Below are 18,667 nucleotides of genomic sequence, written 5' to 3'. Positions count from 1 at the left end.
TTTTTTTAAGTGTTCAAACCTCCGGAACGTTGTTCCGGAGGTTTTTTAATACCCCTAGCCGGTCAGCAGCTTTCTTGCCCATAATAGGCGCCTGCTCCGTGTTTTCGGTCGTAATGCTTTTGTATCAGTGAGGCTTTTAATGGGCGTGCATCGGGATTAATCTGCAGGGTCAGGTAGGCCATGCGGGCAATTTCTTCCAACACCCGGCTGTTGTACACGGCTTTTTGGGCGTCTTTTCCCCAGGTAAACGGACCGTGGTTTCCAATCAAAACCATTTCTACTTCCTGGTAGGACAACTGCTTGTCTTGAAAGCAATCCAGAATTTGCTGTCCGGTCATGTATTCGTAATCGCCAGCGATTAGGTCGTCGGCCATGGGTGGTGCACAGGGAATAGCCCGGGTGTTGTGGTCGGCGTGGGTGGTACCAAAAATGGGGATATCCCGCAGGGCCTGGGCCCAGGAAACGGCATAGGTGGAGTGGGTATGGCATATGCCACCAATTCCTTTCCATCGCTGGTATAAAAATCCATGCGTACGTGTGTCGGAAGAGGGGCGCATTTTTCCCTCGACCACCTGGTTCTCGAAATCAACCACCACCATGTCTTCGGCTTTAAGTTCTTCGTACGGAATACCGCTGGGCTTGATGGCAAAAACGCCGGCGTCGGCATCTGCCTGGCTGACGTTACCAAAGGTATATACCACCAGGTTTAATTTGGGTAAGGCCATATTCGCCTCAAAGCAAGCCCTTTTTAGCTCTTTGTACGTACTCATAGTCTTCGTTCTATTGTAAAAAAAACTGCCGTCCTTCAGCAGCAGGCTCAGAAGAAACCGGCCCGTTTGCTACGGGAAGCCTGGCAAACGGGCTCCCATTTTTAGTAGACTTGCCGTCGGGGTTTTTCTGGCTTTCGGGAGAAAGTTAGCAATTATTTTTTATTCTATTTTTTTGTTTTCAAATTTAGGTGTAATTATGACATTTAAGAAATCCCAAGTACAGCGATGAAGCAGTTAAACGCCCTAAAAATATGGTTGGTTACCGGTAGCCAACATTTGTATGGCCCGGAGGTACTTGCCGAAGTAGCCGATCATGCCCAAACGGTAGCCAGGTATTTGAATGATTCCGAAGCCCTGTCGGTTTCTGTGGAGTACCGACCAATAGTCACCCGGACAGAAGAAATTACCAGGGTCTTTCAGGAGGCCAATAGCGATGCTTCCTGCATCGGGGTGATTGCCTGGATGCATACCTTTTCTCCCGCAAAAATGTGGATTAATGGACTGAAAACCTTTCAAAAACCCCTGCTTCACTTGCATACCCAATACCGGGAATCAATCCCCTGGGCTACCATTGACATGGACTACATGAACCTCAATCAAAGTGCCCATGGAGACCGGGAATTTGGACACATCTGCACCCGAATGAAGGTCCGAAGAAAGGTAGTAGTCGGGCACTGGAAGGATCCTCAGGTGCATAAGGAAATTGACTTTTGGAGCCGGGCAGCTGCTGGATGGCACGATTGGCAGGGGGCGAAATTTGTTCGGTTTGGCGACAATATGCGTCAGGTGGCCGTCACCGAAGGAGATAAGGTTGGTGCCGAAATGCAGTTTGGGTTTTCGGTGAACACCCATGCCGTGGGAGATTTGGTACAGCAAATAGATCAAATTCAGCAGCAGGCGGTAGACCAACTGGTCGAGGAATACGAATCTAAGTATATTTTGGATGAAAAGCTGAAAATGGGGGGAGCACGGCGTTCTTCTCTAGTAGAAGCGGCACGTATTGAGTTGGGACTGCACCATTTTTTGCAGGAAGGTGCGTACAAGGGATTTACCAATACCTTCGAAGACCTGTACGGGATGCACCAACTTCCCGGAATTGCGGTGCAGCGCCTCATGCGAATGGGTTACGGCTATGCCGGAGAGGGTGATTGGAAAACCATGGCACTGGTACGTGCCATGAAAGTGATGGGTACGGGCCTGCCCGGAGGCAACGCATTTATGGAGGATTATACCTACGATTTCCAAGAGCAGGGAGGTCTGGTCCTTGGTGCGCACATGCTGGAAGTGGACGAGTGCCTGGCGGAAGGCCCGATCCGGTGCGAAATCCATCCATTGGGTATCGGAGGAAAAGCAGATCCGGTCCGGCTGGTATTTACCGCCGGCGAAGGAAATGCCCTGAATGCATCACTGGTCGACCTCGGGAATTCCTATCGTTTGCTCGTAAACGAGGTTCGTGCAATTTATCCTCCCCACGAGCTACCAAAGCTTCCGGTGGCACGAACCATGTGGCTGCCGCTTCCGGATTTTAAAACAGCTTGTGCAGCCTGGATTTTGGCAGGAGGTGCCCACCATACCTGCTTCAGCCAAAACCTGCCCGTTGAAATTCTGGAAGATTTTGCAGAAATCGCCGGATTGGAGTGCCTGCTTATTGATGCGCATACAACACTTAGGAGTTTTAAGGCCACCCTAAGGGCTGGGATCTGAGAAGGCCTGTTTTCAAGGTGCCCCCGGGCATGGTTAATCCGCATTAAACGCTTAGGGTTCTTCGCAGGGGAGTACCATCAGGGGGGTCTCCCCTTCGTGTACCAAATCGCTGATAAAGAATTTCCGGAACAGTTGGTCATTTAAGGTCCGTGACCCTTTTTGAAGTACAATGTAATCGTCAGGAAAACCCCGCAACCTGTTTTTGATTGTATCAAAGGCATCCACGTGTTCATACAACGAAATTGAACAGGAGTAGTCAGCGTCTAGTTTTTTCTGAAGATCGTTTAAGTATTCTTCGGTCGCCTGCCTTTCCGACGGATCGGAGAGGATGGTCAGCAGTTCGATTTCCGTAAGGGTACTTCCGATGGTTTGCAGCAAAAGCGATAAGGCTTGCTCGTTAAAGGGGTACTTCACATGACAGGCCAGGACCAGTCTTTTTGGAATGGTTTGCTCGATTGACTTCGGCAAAGCGATAATAAGCCGATCAAGCCGATTGATAATATCGGTAGCAGTGCTGCCCACAAGCAGTTTTTTCAGGAAACCGGTACCTTTCAATCCCAGGAGAAGTAAATCTTCCGGGCCCGTTTTTTCCTGTAAAAACCGAATTAGTGGGTCACTTATTGCCAGGAAGGAAGCCTCATCTTCGGAGACACCCAGCTTTGTTGCTTGTTCCGAAAATTTGGTTTTTGCTTCCTTCTTCTCAAAATCAATGATTTCTTCTTTGCCGGGGGCGTTAGAAAGGGTGGGAGCCAGCCCAGCTACTTTGTAAACAAAAGTGAGTGAAAATCCATACGTTTTTTTCCACTCAAATGCCAACCGTAAGAGGTTGGGGGTATACGGGGAAAAATCGATGAGTACGATAAGTTGCTTCATGGTAGGTAAAGAAAATGCCCATTCATAATGTGGAATTAAAGATAGGCATTTACCGGCAAATTACCATTTCGCAACTTTTTTTGTGGAACGACCCCTATTGGTCTTCGTACCATTTTTCCTCAAAGGTATGCGCAGGCTCAAAGACTGCTTTCAATACCCGAATGACCATCCAGATCATCAGGACCGGAGAGAGGGAAAACATCAGTAGAATAATGGCGGTATTGAGATTGACTGCGACCGCGACCACATATATCAATAGAAAGCCGGTCACGATGGCTACAGGGGTGAGGGAATTGTCCATGATTTCGCGTTTTATGCTTAGAACAAACCTGAAATGCAATTTGTTTGCCAATTAATTAGTTTCCGAAGTCAATCCATTAGCGCTACGCCACTCTCGGTGCCCAATAGGTGCAATAGGCACCCGCTTCTACCGGCCCTTTGAAAAGTTGGCAGCCGCCGCATTTTCTTTCGGCTGTCGGGGGGAGGTAAAGTTGGCAATTATCGCATCGATTGTCCGAGATGGGTGTAATCGATTCGTATCCCAGGCTTTTTCTTTTTTCCAGTTCGGCCGGATCAAGCCCCGTCAGGTCGGCGCAGTCGGTGATGTCTTCCAAGCTGTATTCCTTCTTTTTTGGTGCACATTGTGCAAGCAGGTAAACAAGTCCTGTCGATCCAAACAGGTAGGTGATAAGCTTTCGTCGTGTCATGTAAAGCGTTTTTCAGAGAAGTGCAACCAGGTCTTTCAATGGAAGATCGGAGGTGTTTGAAGCAGATTCCAATTGGGTTTTAAGGGAAGAAAGGGTATCGGAATGCCGGGAGGCGGACTTTTCCAGCCCTTTTTGCAACCCCGCCAATGCCTCTCCCTGCCACTCGTCTTGCACGGTATCCGGTAAGGATGCAAGCAGATCCATGTACGATTTGATGGATTCCTCTTCGCCTTTTGCCCCCAGAATATGGGCCACTTCATTGATGTAGTCTTTTTTCCAACTTTCTGATGTCGCAAAAAAACCGTGCTCTTTATCCAGAATGGCTAAGATTTCGGGTCCGGATCCGGCATTCGAACTCAAAATAGCGGTGCGAAACCATTTGTTTTGGCCTTTTTCCACAAGCGAGGCCGCGAGGTTTTCCCGAACAAATGCATCCTCCTGATTTCCCAGACTTAAAATAGCTTGCAAGGCTACCATTTGGGAGGGGTCGGTGGTTTTTGCGGCAATTGCCCCTTGCAGCTCTGGATAGTCCTCGGCCAGGATTAGTGCGTTTTTTACCAGTCCCGGATGGTCGCTTTTCAAAGCACTTTCTACCATATGCTGCTCCAGGGCATTCATGGTTTGTAGTAAATACAGGGCTAGAACCCTGGATTGGGGCTGTTCTCCCGCCGCCAGCTCTTCCAGATAGGGAATGTATTCCTGCTTTGGCTCTTCCAAAATCAGGCGCTGTGCCGTACTTCTCCACCAGCCGTTTTGGTGGGCCAACTGTGCCACCAGTGTTTTGGCATCCATGGACGAAAAATCAATGGAATTGGCTGGTGTGGCAGCGGCACTTTTTGGCAAAATGCGGTAAATCCTCCCTTTGTCCGCTCCGTTCATAAAATCCATTTCTTCTTTCAGGTCATCCGGAATAGAGACGGGCGTTTCAATGTGTTGCCGGTAAAAATCCACAAGGTATAAATAGCCGTCCGGGCCCACGGTGAACCCCGCCGGACGGAACCAAGGGTCGGTAGAAGCGATAAATTCCCGATCTGACTCTTCACCTGCTCGCCGGGCGATCTGCGTAGGGGCTTGCGCATCCGCAACCAACAGATCGCGGTGGACGAGGTTTCCAGCCACATCTCCCGTAAACAAATTGCCGTAAAATCCCTCTGGGAAAGCTCCTCCGTTGTATACCGTACCGCCGGAAGCACCTGTAAAATAATCCGCTGCATGTTCTACCCGGTCCAATTGCTGTTCCTGGTATTGCTTGTTTCTCCGCTCGGTTCGCTCGGCTCTCCAGTAGGGCGGTGGTGTCATTTGAAACATTTCAAAATCATGGTCGGAGATGTTATGGTTAACGGACATGCTGGACAGGTGCCCGTGGCGCTCCAGGTACCTTCGGGGAATGGCCGCCTGTTGTACGTGCAGGGTGTTTTGGGTAAAGAACTTATTGCCCCAATCATCGAACGTCATCCCAAACTGGGCGGTGCCACTCTCCTTTTCAAATTTTTCTGTATCCAGGCGAAAGCGAAAATCGGCTCCCTGAAGGTTTAAAGGCTCGGCATCTGGGTTTTCTGTATAGGTCACCTCACTTCGCTGCCCGTTGTTTGCCGCATAGATCCAATTATCAATTCCCAGGCGCAGGTTGGTAATCTGTGCTTCCGAGTTATTTTCAAAAAAGCCGGAAAAGATCGACTCTTTCTGGTCTGCTTTTCCATCCCCATCCAGATCCTTCATGTAATAGATATGGGGCGCTGCGGTTACCAATAACCCGCCCTTCCAGGGCATCAGGCTGGTCGCATCGGCAATCCCTTCCGCAAATACCGTAGAGGCATCGATGCGTCCGTCACCATCGGTGTCCATCAGTTTTTTGATCACCCCCTGCCCCTTTCCTGGCTCCGGTTTGTAGGGGTAATCCGGCATTTCCACCGCATAGGCGACGCCGTATTCATCAAACACCAGGTCCACCGGATCCTTGATATGCGGCTCTGCGGCGAATAGTTGCACCTCAAAATCTTCGTGAATCGCAAAGGTAGCCATGGAAGCATCGGGGCTGAGCGGTCCTGCGTACTTGCTGTCCTCGCATGCTCCAAACGCTAGCAGCAATGTCAAAAGGGGAATGGTTGATCGTATCATGAATTCGGTTCGTGTGTTCGTAGTGACTACAATATCCTATATAAATGCAAAAAATAAAATTATTTTCAGATCAAATAAGCAGACAACGTAACATTTTATGCAAGCGGAAGATAACGTGGATCGGTTACTCAAAAGCCAGCCTTCTAGTCGGGACAAAACCAAAATAATCGTCCAAAAACGCATACGCTTCCTTCCGTACGCCGGGAGGAAAATCATGTTCTGCATCGGGATAGCGGACTATAAGGCGTTCCGGAAACCCGAGCCAGGAATACACCGGCTGAACCGCTTTCATACCAGATTTTACGCCTTCTACATCAAAGTTACTATCTCTTAATGGCGCGTTGGTAAACACCGGGCGCGGAGCAATTGAGGCAATAATGTCTGTAAAATCAAAGGGCAGATTGGCATCCGGAAGTAGATTATTTATAGCGGGCATGTACCGTTCTTGTGCCCATGGTCCAAGCCTTCCACCATATCGTTCTGTTCCAGCCTCCCCAATGTCATAATAGGCAAAGGGAGTCCAGCCGCAACTGCTGACTACCGCCTGAATCCGCTCGTCATGGACTGCAGCAAAAAGGGCATTGTGGCCACCCAACGAATGACCAATGACTCCAATTCGGTCTGGATCTACTTCCGGCATCTGACTCAAGACATCCACGCAACGCAGGTGATTCCATACACCCAGGAGCGTGCCGGAAGGAAATCCATCCGTGCTGAAATCGTGATCCGTTTGCTCCCCGAAGCTCGGGTAATCGGGTGCCAGGACCACATATCCCCGCTCGGCCAGTTCCCTGGCTACGGCCCGATTGGCGAGTGGCCCCTGTCCGTCCACGATCTTTTTACCCAGTTCACCGGTGCTGTGAAGCGCCAGCATGGCCGGCCGGCGGCTGCTTTCGTGAGGAACGTACAGGTAGGCCGTGACCTGGTTGCGATCGTCCGAGGGGAAAGATACCTGGTAGCGGTTGAAGGTTTCGTCCTTCAGGGTATCCAGGTAGGTGAGGGTAGGGATGGCAAGGCCTTTTCTGGAGGGAAGGGTGCCCATAATTGCCGCGCGGTTGTTTTCCCAGCTGCGTTTTTTTTCTTCCCATTCGTCCAGGGTTTTGATCGGCCGGGCTGTTTCGTTTTGTAGCACGTAAGGGTTATTTTGTCCATAGTCGGCCGGAGGATCCTGCAGCAATTTTCGGATGGCTTTCATCAAAATCGGTTCGGCTGCCGCGGTTACCGGGCTGACATTGATCTCGTATCCGTCTTCCGCATAGGCCGCTGCCGTACCGATGTAGAAAGGACCGTAATCGCCGTAGGCAGCCAGGGCCACAAAACGATCCGGCCGCTCTGCTTTTGCCGCCAATTGGTATTCCACAAAGAGTTCTCCAGGAAGGTGCAGTATCCGGGCATTGCCCAGGGAAAGCCGGCTAACCGAAATTTTCTTGCCTCGTTGCTGCCGGTGGTACCAGGCCAGTTTTTGCATGTTATTGGTAAGCCATCGGGCATTTTGTTGGTACATCTCCCGGGCAATTTCCGGGACTTTTTCGTTGGCGGGAAGCAACACGTCCTCGTGCGCCCAATGGACCGAAGTGGGTTCAATGGCTGTTTTAACGGTGGTTTTCCAGGCCTGTTCCATACCTGCTGCCAATCGTTCGGCCAATAGCTTTCGATTTATTTTTGCACCGTCATTGTACTTGCCAGCGGTTACGTTTGCCCCGGCTCCGTTGAAGTGTACGTGGAGGGCCTCCGGAACCGCTAGCTGCCTCAGGTAACGCGCAATTCCGGGGAAGTCCGGATTGGCGATCCGTGTCAGGTAATAACTCTGCGGATGCACAGCGTAGTAACTGAGCACCGCCAGCGGCTGCTCTTCGTTCCAAAAACTAACCAACGATACCTCCGGGTCAATAAGTCCCTCCGGAAAATCCCTGATTTTTGGATCTTTGGTGGAAGAGGTTCGCGAGTACTGTATCTTACCATCCGGCCCTTTGATCCGGCGATTGGAAGCGACCCGTTCAACGGTTGCTTTGCCAGTACCGATATGGGTCAGGGGCTGGGCAGTTTTTAGGCCTTTTTCGATGGCGTCGTCCAGTCTGTCCAAAAGAACCCGGTCAAAGGAACTATCAAATGCATTGGCATCCAGTCCTGCGGATACCAGAAGGTTCTCGGCTCCCCAATCGCTGATTGGGGCGTCGTGTTGATGCACCGTATGAACCGCCACACGTGAGGGGAGGGTAGATGCAGCCCTGGCGAGCCTTGCTTTGAAGGCATCCTGGCTCTCGTTTCCGATTCCTATCCAATCTACTGCGCAGAGGACGATGGGTAAACCACTCCCCATCAGTACGATTCCTCTGGCACGCAGGCCCAGGTCGTCGCTCTTTTCCATGGGATCGTAGGCAAGCAGGCTTTCCACGGGAGGCGTGGCATCCACATCAAAAACCGCTAGTGAGAGGCCTTCGGTCAGGGGGGTGCTGGATTGCCGGCAATTACCGGGAAGGGTGAATACCAGGCAAAAGAGGCCGGTAATCAGAAGGCAAATCGATGGGGTACGGAAGTTCATATTAGTCATTGGTTGATTGGCTTTTCTCGTGAATCCACCCGATCAGGTGCTGCTGGGAGGCGGTTCCAAAACGGTTGAATCCGGGGGGAACATACTGAGACGATTCCATCGGAAGCCCTCGTTTTTTTGCCAGTAATTCCAGCATTTCCATGCTTTGGCTAATGTCATGCAGCCTAGCATGGCGGTCCTGTTCCGGGCTGATGACGAGTAGGGGTCGGGGAAGAATGGCCGACAGGATTTCGGGAAAATCTACCGGGATAGCCGAAGGGCGATCGGCAAAAAAGCCCCAATTCGGAACGAGACCATACAGGTGTGAATACGCTTTGATGCCCTCCATGGAGGCATCGGCGCTGCGTAAAGATGTAAAGGCAGATGCCACCGCAACACCAGCTACTCGATCATCCAGAGCGGCTGTAAACAAGGCAACCGTTCCGCCCAGGGCATATCCCGCGAGAAAGACTCGGTTGGCATCCAGCCCTTCCACTTGCTGGAGTGCCTGTATGGCGTCCCGTGTGTCTTTGACCATTTTGCCCATTTTGGACCAATGGGGATACCGCTCGTAAAAGGAAGCACCTTCCTCGATGCGGCTGCCGTATCCGAGCAAGTCCATGGTAAATACGGCCATTCCCTTGTCCAGGCATTCCCGGATAAACGGGTTCATCGCCTCATCAAATCCGGTATTAACGTACTTATGCAGGTAAATCACTACAGGAATGGCTTTTCCGGTAGCTTCCGGTTTCGTTAGGGGCAGGTACAAGGCGCCGTGTTGGTAGTCGCCCAGTGCATTGTAGGGTGCGATGTTTTGTCGTTTTCCATTGGCTACTTTCGGACGGTTGAGCAATAGGTCCATGTAGTCCGCATTGGTACTTAGCGCCTTGATGGGGGAGGCGTTCAGCCCTTCCGGCTCCTGGCCCAAGGTCCACCGGGTCCATTTTCGTACCTCTCCCTGCCAATCCTCCAAGGGTGTGCCCGCCGCGCCTGAACTTTCGTTCACAAGCGAATCTATTTGAAGGGGGCTGTCCGGCACGGTATCGGCTGGATTTTTGTCTTGTTTCCATGCATCAAAATCATAGGCATAGTACCGCTGGTTTTCCCAGGTCTTATTTGATCTGCCAAACTGGATATCCAGCCAGTCGACGTAACTTTCGATATCCCGTGCGGCGACGGCATGTTTTCCGTCCCGAAAGCGCAGGCTTACGTTTTCGGGGACACCAAGAAAGGTGTAGAGTTCTTTCAGGGAAACATAGGTTTGCTCAATAGCCCAGGGATCGCCGCCGCCGGCTTCCCGGATGGAAGAGCTAAGCAATAAAGAATTGGGGGCAATGAGGGCCATCAGGGAGTTTTGGTCAATGGGCAGTTTGTGCTCGCGTCCGTTGAAGAAACGCAGCCGCGGGTGGAACCACTGGGGACGGATGGAATTGAGGTAGTCAATGGATTCGTTCGCATGTCGTTCATCGGTAAAGCGGTAGGGGATCTCCCCACCGGTGCCCCCGCTGCTGCTGATGACGGCGCTGATTCGTGGGTCAAAAGCCGCCGCGAAAAGGGAAAGTTTGGCGTTTCGGGAATGCCCCGTCAACGCGATTTTTTCTCGATCCACCTGGGGTACGGTATAGAGATAGTCGACTGCCCGCTGGGCTGCCCAGGCGCGGGTCATCAGTGCCGACCAATCGTATTCCGGGTACACCTCCTGGTAATGGATGGACTCATCAAATACGTCTGCCCCAGCATAAATAACGCCCAGGTACCCCCTTCTCACGGCAATCTGCACCCAGCCTCTGTGGTTCCATTGACTCATTAAAACAGGGTGGGGCCCGGGTCCGGGAGGCAGAAAGACTTCCAGGGTCAGCCTAGCCTTTGGGTGATCGCCAAATTTGAGTACCACGGTCTGTACCCGGATGCGGCCTTCCATGTGTTCTTCGGTAATTTCTGCAGTCAGGTTTTTTGGAGGATCTGGAAAGGTGCCGGAAAGCAGCTCCTTTACCTGCTGGGCTATTTTTTCCCGTTTTTGCTCCCATTGGGATAGGGAGGTAATGCGGAACGGCTGCCCTGATTCGTAGTCGACCAGAAGTTCGGGGAGAAAGGGGATATCCGGCAGCGTGGAAAAATCAGGAGGGAGCTCTCCTGTGCGTTGTTGCCAGGCATCCCAGGTACTGTCTGTAAAACTGAGCCTTTCAAAGGAGGCAAATACGTTTCTTGCCCGTTCATGGGGTAGGGGGTGCGGACGGTTTTGTTCGCGAAGGTTGTCCAAATACGCTTTTCTTTTCAATGTGTCCTGGGATTGGGCGTTTCCCGAAGGGATGCTTAGGGAGAACAGACCTGTTTGAATAAAAATTACCAGGAGGAAAGCCATTTTTTGGCGGCGATTTTTCATAGCAGAGCAAGGGGGTGTCTTTCAAATTAGGCACTATTTTTTCACAAAACCCAAATCATATACCTTAAACGGTTAAAATTTCCCTTGAATAGAGAAGAGTACGGTTTTTTCACCAAATACCCACTCATACTGGCAGAAACCCAAGGTGATTTGGCTGAATTCCGGAAATAAACAAGAAAAGTAGCTAAAAAACAGGGTGAACAGCAGGTTTGAAGCGGTCCCTGCCATCTTTTACCAATTCTTTCTTGAAAGGATTAGGAATAATAATATCTTTGTCGAAATTAAAAAAAACATAGATTTCTTTAATAGCTGATATGGAACAATTATTTCTCTATTTGGTCCCTTTTTTGGGTATTGTTGGGCTAGTGGTAATGGCCATAAAATCTGCCTGGGTGACCAGACAACCTACCGGTGAAAAGAACATGGTCGAGCTGGCCGGATACATTGCCGACGGCGCAATGTCGTTTTTGAAGGCCGAATGGAAGGTAATGATTTATTTTGTTATAATTGCCGCCATCATTTTGGGCTGGTCCGGGACCCTTTTGGACAACTCCAGCCCCATTATCGCTGTTTCCTTTATAATAGGAGCAGTACTTTCTGCATTTGCGGGCTACCTGGGAATGAAGATTGCTACCAAGTCCAACGTGCGAACCACCGAAGCCGCCAAGACCAGCCTGGCCAAGGCGTTGAACGTTTCGTTTACCGGAGGAACCGTTATGGGACTCGGTGTGGCAGGTCTTGCCGTGTTGGGGATGGGTGGTTTATTCATCGTCTTTTACAACATGTTTGTACTTTCAGCAGGAGGAGGCGTCAACGGTCACGAAATGGAAACGGCCCTGGAAGTATTGGCGGGCTTTTCGTTGGGAGCTGAATCCATCGCACTATTTGCGCGCGTTGGGGGAGGAATCTATACCAAAGCCGCCGATGTGGGGGCGGACCTGGTAGGGAAAGTGGAAGCGGGTATTCCGGAAGACGACGTTCGAAACCCGGCCACGATCGCAGATAATGTCGGTGATAATGTGGGGGATGTAGCGGGTATGGGTGCCGATCTTTTCGGGTCCTACGTGGCTACGATTCTTGCCTCCATGGTTTTGGGAAGGGAGATCGTCAGTGACGATAATTTTGGTGGTATTGCACCAATTTTGTTACCCTTGGTTATCGCCGGATTGGGATTGGTATTCTCTATTATAGGTACCTTTTTTGTGAAAATAAACTCCGAAACAGGCAACGTGCAGGCGGCGCTAAACCGGGGTAATTGGATTTCGATTCTACTCACCGTGGCGGCTTCGTTTTTTGTGATTCAGTACATGCTTCCCGAAGGCGATCTGGTCATGTCTCGACTCAATTCCATTCCCTTTACCAAGATGGGAGTTTTCGGTGCCGTGTTCATCGGTCTGATTGTAGGAGCACTTATGAGTATCATTACCGAACACTACACAGCCATGGGCAAAGGTCCGGTTAACTCCATCATCCGTCAGTCTTCTACCGGACATGCGACAAATATCATCGGAGGTCTGGCGGTTGGGATGCAATCGACGGTCTTACCCATTCTGGTATTGGCTGGAGGGATTTTCACCTCCTACATGGCCGCAGGTCTTTATGGGGTAGCCATTGCAGCGGCGGGGATGATGGCTACCACGGCCATGCAACTTGCAATTGACGCATTTGGTCCGATCGCGGACAATGCAGGCGGGATCGCCGAAATGTCGGGTCTTCCAAAAGAAGTTCGGGAACGAACGGATATTTTGGATGCGGTAGGCAATACCACGGCTGCCACAGGAAAAGGTTTCGCGATCGCTTCTGCTGCCCTTACCGCGCTGGCCCTATTTGCGGCGTATGTGGGCATATCCGGCATTTCCACCATAGATATTTACAAGGCAGACGTGTTGTCAGGCCTATTCGTGGGCGCCATGATCCCCTTTATTTTTTCCTCGCTTGCGATCGCAGCGGTGGGACGTGCCGCCATGGACATGGTCAATGAGGTGCGACGGCAGTTTAAAGAGATGCCCGGAATCATGGAATTCAAAACCAAACCGGATTACGAAAAATGCGTGGAAATTTCCACCAAGGCGTCGATTCGGGAAATGGTCGCACCCGGCGCCATTGCCTTGGTTTCGCCCATCATTGTAGGCTTTCTATTCGGTCACGAAGTATTGGGTGGCATGTTGGCCGGTGTGACCGTCTCGGGAGTTTTGATGGGTATCTTTCAAAACAATGCCGGCGGTGCCTGGGATAATGCGAAAAAATCCTTTGAAAAAGGTGTGGAAATAAATGGAGAAATGTACTACAAGGGTTCTGAACCGCACAAGGCATCGGTAACTGGAGACACGGTGGGCGACCCGTTCAAGGATACCTCCGGTCCCTCCATGAATATCCTGATCAAACTTACATCCATCGTGTCGATCGTTATTGCCCCCTTTATTCCCCTGGATAGTCCTTTGGGTATCTCGGATTCGGTCGGAACGGATGTGATTCCCAAGGTGGTACAGGTACAGCAGGAGCTTCCGGAGGTCATCGAAACCCTGGAGGTAAATTGATAGCACATCTGTAACGAACGTACGCTTTTGCCGGTTGAAAACCGGTACGAAAGAAAATCCCCTCCGCTATTGCGCCGAAGGGGATTTTTTTTGGCGCATACACGCGGTTCGGTAACGTGCCTGTTGGACCCTTTTGTATCGATTTCTAGCAGAAAATGGTCGTGGAAGCATCGCTTCCTTCCTTATTTAAGCTCTGGCAAGCACCGGTTAGTTTATTCTTCTTTTCGAAACGTATAACGTAGCCCCACCAACGCCCGAATCGCAAAAGTGTTTTCGTAGAATGGAGTCCCTTCCAGTAGCAAGGCAAACTGCCGGTGAGCCGCAATGGGCTTGAAACTGAACCCCATGGGTAGACCTATTTTCCCATTGTCCAACTCGGAATACCCCAGCATCAGGCCGGCATGCAGGTTATACCAGGTAGTTTTTCTAAGGTTGTAATGCCCCAGGATTTCGGCACCCAAAAAAGGATTCACTTCCCCACCGGCGAGTAGGCGCGCTTCGGCAAAAAAGGACTTCTCCGGATCCGTTCCTGCGCCAATATGGCTAAGAATCCCTCCATGATACAATCCCACATGTACCTGGGAAAAAGCGGTGGAAAAAAAGCCAAAAATAAAGAGGAAAGTAAGCGCCTGTTTCATAAGTGTTTTTTTTGCCAAAATTAATGAAATATTTCGTTTGAAGAAACTTTGTGTGAAAAGTCACCGTATGACGGTGGATAGAGGCTTACATTTGTTTAAAATTTTTGCATATGAACTGGAAAAAAGAAATAAAGAGTTGGGCAATCATGTTGGGTGTTTTTGCAACCTTGTATTTTACAGGACTGATAACACCCATCGTTGGAGGCGTCCAATCGTTGGTTCTGGCGACCGGATTGATCAAACCTAAGGTGTTGCTTGAAAACAAAACCAACGAGGCCTTTGATTTTAGCGGGCAGTTTCTCGATACAGACGGTGACCGGGTAGGGCTTTCTCAATACCGAGGCAAAACACTTTTTATCAACCTGTGGGCCACTTGGTGTCCTCCCTGTAGGGCCGAAATGCCACACATTTCCAACTTATACGAAAAACTCCAAGACAACGATTCCATTGCCTTTTTAATGATCGCACTGGACGATGATTTCACAAAAAGTAAAAAGTTTGTGGAGAAAAAGGGATTTTCATTTCCCATCATCCACGCAGCCTATGGCCTGAACCCCTCCCTCCAAAGTCAGGCGATTCCTACCACATTGGTGGTGAGCCCTCAAGGAGAAATTGTTTTCTATCAGGAGGGAATGAGTAATTTTGACAACCAGGAATTTCAGGATTTCCTGGAGGGATTATAGCAGGGGTAGTTGGTAGGAAATCGTTTCCGGCAAGTCGTTATTTTTTTAAAAATTCAGTAGAGATACGCACATATTTTCTTTGTCATTTTGGGGTTCAATTTGCTGCCCTACCCGTACACAAATTAGCTGTGGAATTGCCGAAAGGTGGCGGGACTTTTTGGACGAAAAAACATTGTAAAATATTGGAATAAGGAAATTTTTAGCAAACAATTACAACCGGCATCGAACCATGTTCTCACCTAGATGGAGAATAATGGTTCGATTTTTTTTGGATATTCTTCTGGAAAAGAAACTAAATAAAATATAGTTTAAAATTTTTTTTTGGATTTCATTTAGCGGTGCAGGTGCCTGATTAAAAAGTAATCCTGCCAAATTAATAGTATTATTCGTAGAATATGAAATTTTTTTTTTAGTGAAAATGCTGTGAAAAATGGAAACAAATTGTTGGGATTTGGCTACATAAAATTTTTTTAAAATAAAATATTTGTTTTTTAAATACACATATACGTCTTTTGAATCTGTAGGAGGTTTTAGTTTATCGATAAATTGCATTTTGCCGGAGGCTTGTCAGGATGCAATTTTTAAACCTCGTTCCAGCGCCAAAAAAAGATGTACCAATTAGTTTGATTCTTATGAGCAACCGTTACCTGTCCTCGCTTCTCTTTGTCTTGTTGCTATTTTTTAACGCAGCAGCCATTTCGCCAAATCTGATACCGAATACCGGCTCCGAACTTTTCGGAAGTAATTCCGATGAAGACGGCCGAAACATCGGACCACTGATTCTTTCGGGAAACAACCGTTCCCTGGAGGCGCCATGTCCCGGCATAAGTCCGCTGGATTGCAGCGAGATTTTGCAAGCATTACCTGTAAACCTGGACTTTACTCAGGACCAGGGAAACCTGGCGGGTTCGGGATTTACCATGGTGCTCGAGCCCAGCGCACCGCTGACTCCACCCTCCGATCCGGCGGTACCCGGGTACGAGCCTGGGTTGATCAGCAGGGATGCTACTGGCCTAACGATTACCAGCACCAAGGGGATATTTTTTAGTCAGCCTACGGGTTCACCTTCCAGCAACAACACCAATTCTCAGGTAAATGCCCTCGGGGTGGGACTGGATGTTCCTACCGGAAAGTTTAGCGTTTCGACAACGCTGATCAATCCGAACTTTCAGGTGAGTACGGGAAACAGTTCCCAACAGGCAGGTATCTGGATGGGTCAGGACGAGGATCAGTACGTAAAACTGGTAGTAGTGAAAAACGGTACCGGCAATCAACGCAAGATTCAACTGCAGGTGGAGAATATGGACAACACCACCACGCAAACGGCATTTCTTGAAATCAACACGGGCAATTTGCCCATAGAAACGGGACCGATTACCTTTCGTCTGGAGTTTGACCCTGTCGCCAATTCGGTACAGGGTTTTTACCGTTTGGGGGAAGGAGAAGAGCTACTGGTGACGGGACCTGAGGGAGACAGCCGCCCCGTTCCGGCATCCTACTTTTCCGGGCAAACCTACGCGGGAATTTTTACATCACACCGAAATGCACCCGCAAGCGAACCCATTACCGTGCTGTTTACCGATTTTTCCATTGAGGAAGTCGCCGTTCCCGATCCGGATCTGATCGCCATTCCTTACCGCATGAATGTGGCGGGCTTTGACTACACCAAAGACGGCGACTTGTTTTTGCAGGAAAACACCGATTTTCTGGTGGAGACCGAAGAAACCACAGCATCCCTCGGTTCCTTTGGCCCTTATTTGGTCGAAGGAGGGCACATGGATCTATATTATCCCCGAAGGTTTGGTGCTAATTTCGGATACAACTTTCCCATTGCCAATGGCCAATATACCGTGCGAATCCACATGGTGGAGAATTTCCACGAAGGTGCCGGACTTCGCATTTTTGACATCTTGATGGAAGGCGAACTGGTCCAGGATGACTTGGATCTATTTGCGCTTTACGGAAAGGGAGTACTGGGAATCACCCAAAATAACGTAACGGTAACTGATGGAGAGCTGAATCTACAGTTTGTCGCATCGGAAAACAATGCACTGATCCAGGCGATAGAAGTTGTACCGCTTACGGTCAGTTCGCAAAAGGAAATGCTTGGATTTACCCTGGACGGACAGCTTGATTCCCAGACAAATGCCCCAGCGGGTACCATTGAGGTTCAAATGCCAGCAGGTAGCGATCTAAGCTCGCTCGCACCAACGTTTACGCTTTCGGACAACGCAACGTCAGCACCAGCTTCCGGCAGCGTTCAGAACTTTAGCAATCCGGTGACCTACACGGTTACAGCGGAAGATGGCAGTACCAAAGAGTGGACAGTCACCGTCACCGCGGCACCCTCGGACTTCTCATTCATCGAAAATTTTGACAGCTACGGTGTCGGCAACCTGCACGAAATCGCTCCCAGTCAATGGTTGAAAGAAAAAGCGGCCGATGCTTCCATACCCGTAACTAATGAAGGACTAAGCGCTGGCAGCAGTCATTCGTTGGATTTTTCTCTTGGGAGTCATGCACACGACCTCATTCCGCTAACAAACAATCCCGCAACGCTAACGCCAAATGTACCCTTCTACTTTACCACTTATTTTCAGGTAAATGGATTTGGAACAGGTTCGGGGGACCGAATCCGAACGGCGATTCGGATTGATGAGAATTCCTCCGCTACGCCCTGGGTGCGCCTTCAAATGGCCAAGGGTGGCAGCACAGGCTTGATTGCACGTATTGGATTGGGAGCGCCGGCATCTAACAACGGTACCCAAGAAGTGCCTTTCGGAGAGACCGTTCAGTTTCTGGTGAAGGGCGTATGGGACGGTGCGTCCAGCATTGCCTATGAATGGACCCTGGCGCCCAAACTCACGGAGGGCGAAACATCCTGGGTAAACGCCGGTAGCCAAACCGTATCCGGAACGCCACAGATCGGTCGGCTATTTATAAGTTCAGTCGGTACCAACGACGCCTCAATCGGTCCGGTTCGCTTAAGTACGGATTACACGCAGGTGGTTACGGAAGACCTTATTTCGGTTCCCCTTCTTTCAGGAAATGCAATCGAGTCGTTTACCCTAGCCGAACAGATCGAAGCAGGCTCAATAGATTCCGAAAATTTTTCCATAGCGGTACAAGTTCCTTTTGGGACGGACCCAGGCAGTCTTATTCCGACCTTTACCCTATCTGAGGGAGCAACTGCGCAGCCAGTTAGTGGGGAAGCGCAAGACTTCACCAATCCGGTGGAGTATACCGTCACGGCAGAAGATGGCAGCGTGCAGGTATGGACGGTATCGGTAACGGTAGCCTCCGGATTCACAGCCAATATCAACTTCCAGGACAAGACCACGATTCCTCCTACCGGCTATCTGGTGGACTATGGGAAGCAATTTGGGCATGCAGCGGTTGCATTTGAAGGGACAGATTATGCGTATGGTTGGAAACTAAAGTCGAATGGAACGCCGATAGATGCCTCGGATGAAGCAGCAAATAATTCGAATGGAGTAGGTAGAAACCGCATCGTGGCGAGCTATGCCGGTGCGAGCGAACAGCAAAAATTAGAAGGTACGCTGGTTCATTTTCAGGGAGACAACATCCTCAATGCTACCGGCGGTGTTCAATCCTGGTCGGGCCAACCCCGAGGGAACGAGCTGATTTGGGAAATGGAAATTCCAAACGGGATTTACGAAGTGACGATTGGCTTGGGAGACGCAGGCTCGGATCTGGATAGTCG

General features: G+C 50.0%; 12 protein-coding genes. 4 read left to right on the top strand and 8 right to left on the bottom strand.

All coding sequences use genetic code 11. The features are described from left to right. Window positions 1-62 precede the first annotated feature (62 nt). Window positions 63-770 (bottom strand): L-ribulose-5-phosphate 4-epimerase, encoded by a 708-nt coding sequence (locus BMW71_RS20545; RefSeq protein ID WP_092178243.1) that lies wholly within the window; start codon window positions 768-770, stop codon window positions 63-65. A gap of 225 nt (window positions 771-995) precedes the next feature. On the opposite strand from BMW71_RS20545, the gene araA reads away from it, so the two are divergent. Then, window positions 996-2,474 carry an L-arabinose isomerase gene (gene araA / locus BMW71_RS20540; RefSeq protein WP_092178242.1) on the top strand — a complete coding sequence of 493 codons (1,479 nt, stop codon included), beginning with the start codon at window positions 996-998 and terminating at the stop codon, window positions 2,472-2,474. Between the two features lie 51 nt (window positions 2,475-2,525). On the opposite strand, the gene BMW71_RS20535 is transcribed toward araA, so the two are convergent. From BMW71_RS20535 to BMW71_RS20510, 6 genes are all read right to left on the bottom strand, one after another. Then, entirely contained in the window at window positions 2,526-3,347 is an 822-nt protein-coding gene (locus tag BMW71_RS20535; protein ID WP_092178240.1) for a universal stress protein, read from the bottom strand. A gap of 94 nt (window positions 3,348-3,441) precedes the next feature. Next, window positions 3,442-3,648: a hypothetical protein gene (locus tag BMW71_RS20530; RefSeq protein WP_092178238.1), complete on the bottom strand. Its 207-nt coding sequence runs from the start codon at window positions 3,646-3,648 to the stop codon at window positions 3,442-3,444. An 82-nt stretch (window positions 3,649-3,730) separates the two neighbouring features. After that, window positions 3,731-4,054 (bottom strand): high-potential iron-sulfur protein, encoded by a 324-nt coding sequence (locus BMW71_RS20525; RefSeq protein ID WP_092178236.1) that lies wholly within the window; start codon window positions 4,052-4,054, stop codon window positions 3,731-3,733. 12 nt (window positions 4,055-4,066) lie between these two features. Next, window positions 4,067-6,172 (bottom strand): PVC-type heme-binding CxxCH protein, encoded by a 2,106-nt coding sequence (locus tag BMW71_RS20520; RefSeq protein WP_092178234.1) that lies wholly within the window; start codon window positions 6,170-6,172, stop codon window positions 4,067-4,069. Between the two features lie 124 nt (window positions 6,173-6,296). Further along, window positions 6,297-8,723 carry an alpha/beta hydrolase family protein gene (locus tag BMW71_RS20515; RefSeq protein WP_244891253.1) on the bottom strand — a complete coding sequence of 809 codons (2,427 nt, stop codon included), beginning with the start codon at window positions 8,721-8,723 and terminating at the stop codon, window positions 6,297-6,299. Beyond that, window positions 8,716-11,064 carry an alpha/beta fold hydrolase gene (locus BMW71_RS20510; RefSeq protein WP_092178423.1) on the bottom strand — a complete coding sequence of 783 codons (2,349 nt, stop codon included), beginning with the start codon at window positions 11,062-11,064 and terminating at the stop codon, window positions 8,716-8,718. Before BMW71_RS20510 ends, BMW71_RS20515 begins: the two co-directional genes overlap by 8 nt. A 335-nt stretch (window positions 11,065-11,399) precedes the next feature. Here BMW71_RS20510 and BMW71_RS20505 point away from each other — a divergent pair, with 335 nt between their 5' ends. Continuing rightward, entirely contained in the window at window positions 11,400-13,622 is a 2,223-nt protein-coding gene (locus tag BMW71_RS20505; RefSeq protein WP_092178230.1) for a sodium-translocating pyrophosphatase, read from the top strand. Between the two features lie 212 nt (window positions 13,623-13,834). Here BMW71_RS20505 and BMW71_RS20500 read toward each other — a convergent pair whose 3' ends face one another. Beyond that, a complete protein-coding gene (locus tag BMW71_RS20500) occupies window positions 13,835-14,260 on the bottom strand; it encodes a hypothetical protein (RefSeq protein WP_092178228.1) in 426 nt (141 codons plus the stop codon). A 110-nt stretch (window positions 14,261-14,370) separates the two neighbouring features. Here BMW71_RS20500 and BMW71_RS20495 point away from each other — a divergent pair, with 110 nt between their 5' ends. After that, on the top strand, window positions 14,371-14,943 hold the full coding sequence (locus tag BMW71_RS20495; protein WP_092178226.1) for a TlpA family protein disulfide reductase: 573 nt from the start codon (window positions 14,371-14,373) through the stop codon (window positions 14,941-14,943). A 632-nt stretch (window positions 14,944-15,575) separates the two neighbouring features. Continuing rightward, window positions 15,576-18,667, top strand: a 3,092-nt coding sequence (locus BMW71_RS20485; RefSeq protein WP_244891252.1) for a malectin domain-containing carbohydrate-binding protein, incomplete at its 3' end; no start/stop codon positions are given.

The organism is Cyclobacterium xiamenense (genome assembly GCF_900109255.1).
Classification (GTDB): Bacteria; Bacteroidota; Bacteroidia; order Cytophagales; family Cyclobacteriaceae; genus Cyclobacterium; species Cyclobacterium xiamenense.
This window is presented reverse-complemented; position numbering and strand designations above follow the sequence as displayed.

What these genes read in the sequence shown, in the direction of transcription:
- BMW71_RS20545 (WP_092178243.1), bottom strand. Translation starts at nt 770, where the DNA reads ATGAGTACGTACAAAGAGCTAAAAAGGGCTTGCTTTGAGGCGAATATG.
- araA (WP_092178242.1), top strand. Translation starts at nt 996, where the DNA reads ATGAAGCAGTTAAACGCCCTAAAAATATGGTTGGTTACCGGTAGCCAA.
- BMW71_RS20535 (WP_092178240.1), bottom strand. Translation starts at nt 3,347, where the DNA reads ATGAAGCAACTTATCGTACTCATCGATTTTTCCCCGTATACCCCCAAC.
- BMW71_RS20530 (WP_092178238.1), bottom strand. Translation starts at nt 3,648, where the DNA reads ATGGACAATTCCCTCACCCCTGTAGCCATCGTGACCGGCTTTCTATTG.
- BMW71_RS20525 (WP_092178236.1), bottom strand. Translation starts at nt 4,054, where the DNA reads ATGACACGACGAAAGCTTATCACCTACCTGTTTGGATCGACAGGACTT.
- BMW71_RS20520 (WP_092178234.1), bottom strand. Translation starts at nt 6,172, where the DNA reads ATGATACGATCAACCATTCCCCTTTTGACATTGCTGCTAGCGTTTGGA.
- BMW71_RS20515 (WP_244891253.1), bottom strand. Translation starts at nt 8,723, where the DNA reads ATGACTAATATGAACTTCCGTACCCCATCGATTTGCCTTCTGATTACC.
- BMW71_RS20510 (WP_092178423.1), bottom strand. Translation starts at nt 11,064, where the DNA reads ATGGCTTTCCTCCTGGTAATTTTTATTCAAACAGGTCTGTTCTCCCTA.
- BMW71_RS20505 (WP_092178230.1), top strand. Translation starts at nt 11,400, where the DNA reads ATGGAACAATTATTTCTCTATTTGGTCCCTTTTTTGGGTATTGTTGGG.
- BMW71_RS20500 (WP_092178228.1), bottom strand. Translation starts at nt 14,260, where the DNA reads ATGAAACAGGCGCTTACTTTCCTCTTTATTTTTGGCTTTTTTTCCACC.
- BMW71_RS20495 (WP_092178226.1), top strand. Translation starts at nt 14,371, where the DNA reads ATGAACTGGAAAAAAGAAATAAAGAGTTGGGCAATCATGTTGGGTGTT.